Genomic DNA, 1,924 nt, shown 5'->3' on the forward strand with positions numbered 1-1,924 from the left:
TGCTCTCCCTGCTCGCCTACGCCGCGATCCTGGCGCGCTACCCGCTGGCGTGGCTGTGGCTCCTGCCCGCGGCGGTGGCGGTGCTCGACGGCTCGCTGCTGACCGGGTGGCTGTACCTCGGGGCGGTGGACCTCCTCGTGGTGATGAGCCTGGCCGTGGCCCTGGCGCGCTGGCCCGCCCCTGGCCGGGCCCGGCTCCTGCCGCGGCGGCTGCGCTGGCCGCTGGCGGTGCTGGCGCTCTCGACGCTGATCGCCCTGGGGATCGGCCTCGGGCCGCTGCCGCCCGGCGACCCCGGGGCGCTCAGCCACTACGCCACCCCGTGGAACGCCCTGCGGGTGGCCAAGGGGCTGCTCATCACGCTGCTGCTGCTGCTCCTGGCGCGCAGGACGCCGGTGGCCCCGCGCGAGCAGCTCGAGCGCGGGCTGGTCCCCGGCATGGCGCTGGGCTGGCTCGCGGCGACGGCCGTGGTCCTCCGCGAGCGGGCGCTCTACCCCGGGCTCCTCGACTTCGAGGCCGCCTACCGCGTCACCGGCTGGTTCGCCGATATGCACGTCGGCGGCCCCAGCGTCGAGACCTTCCTGGTCCTGACGCTGCCCTTCGCGCTGCTCTGGGGCTGGCGCCGCCGCCTGGGCCTCCTCTGGACCGCGGCCATTGCGGCCTCCGGCAGCTACGCGGCGCTCGTGACCTACTCGCGAGGGGGGTGGCTCGGCCTGGCCGTGGCGCTGCTGCTGCTCGCGGGGCTCGGCGGCCTGGCCCTGGTGCGCGGCTGGCGGCTAGGGGGGGCGCGCGCCGCGGCGCTGGCGCTGAGCCCGGCGGTGGTGGCGGCCGCCGTGGCCTGGGGGGTCGCCGACGGCTTCGCCGAGCGGCGCTGGTCGGAGGCGGGGGCGGATGCCCAGGGGCGCCTGGCGCGCTGGCAGTCGATCCTGGCGCTGCCCGGCGGCGGGGCCTGGACGCCGTGGCTGGGCCGCGGGCTGGGGGCGTTCCCGGAGGCCTACCGCTACGGCAATCCGGGCGGGCGGATGCCGGCGGACTTCGCCTTTGTCCGGGAGGACGGCCGGGGGGTGCTGCGCCTCGGCAGCGGGGGGACGCCGCGGCTGAGCCAGCGGCTGCTCCTGCTCCCCCGGGACGGGCCGTACACGCTCGAGGTCCGCGCGCGGGGGGAGCTCGGCGGGCGGCTGAGGGTCGCCGTCTGCGAGGAGGCGATCCTCTACCGCTTCGCGTGCCGCAGCCGGGAGCTGGGGCTGGAGGTCGCCGCCGACGGCTGGCAGCGGCGCCAGTGGCGCCTCACCCTCGAGGGCCTGGCGCCGGGGCCCCCGGGGCTTCGCCGGGGGCTCGTCCTCTCGGTGACCCGGATTGACGGCAACCCCGGCGTCGTCGAGATCGATCGGCTCCGCCTGACGGGCGGCGGCGGTGGGACCGAGGCGTCGCACCTGCGCAACGGCGGCTTCGAGCACTACGGCCGCCACTGGTACTTCACCCCGGAGCGCCTCGGCGCCTGGCGCACGGAGAATCAGTGGCTGGAGCTCTACTTCGACCAGGGCCTGCTGGGCCTGGGCGCCTGGCTCGCCCTGCTGCTCAGCGGCCTCCTCCTGCTGCTGCGCCGCGCCCTTGCCGGGGCGCCGAGCGCCGCGGCGGCGCTCGCGGGGGTCGGCGGGGCGCTGGCCATCGGCCTGTTCAGCACGATCTTCTTCAATCCGGCGATCGCCGTGCTCTTCTACCTGGCGCTGCTGCTCGGTGCGCTAGCCGGGGCGTCGCCGGTGGGGAGACCGTTACAGCGGGGAGCCGGCCGCCGGGGCGGGTGACGGCGATGTAGGGGCGCCGGGTGCTGCACAGCAGCTCGTAGGTGCCGAGCTCGAGGTAGACCAGGCTGCCGGTGCGCCGGGCGCCGAGGCGCTCGTGGGCGCGCAGCGAGCGGGGGTTGAAC

General features: G+C 77.1%; 1 pseudogene. It reads left to right on the forward strand.

The features are described from left to right. Positions 1 to 1,802, forward strand: a pseudogene (locus tag CKO13_RS11900) (VanZ family protein); the annotation flags it as partial. Positions 1,803 to 1,924 lie beyond the last annotated feature (122 nt).

This window comes from Halorhodospira neutriphila (genome assembly GCF_016584055.1).
In the GTDB taxonomy this organism is placed as follows: domain Bacteria; phylum Pseudomonadota; class Gammaproteobacteria; order Nitrococcales; family Halorhodospiraceae; genus Halorhodospira; species Halorhodospira neutriphila.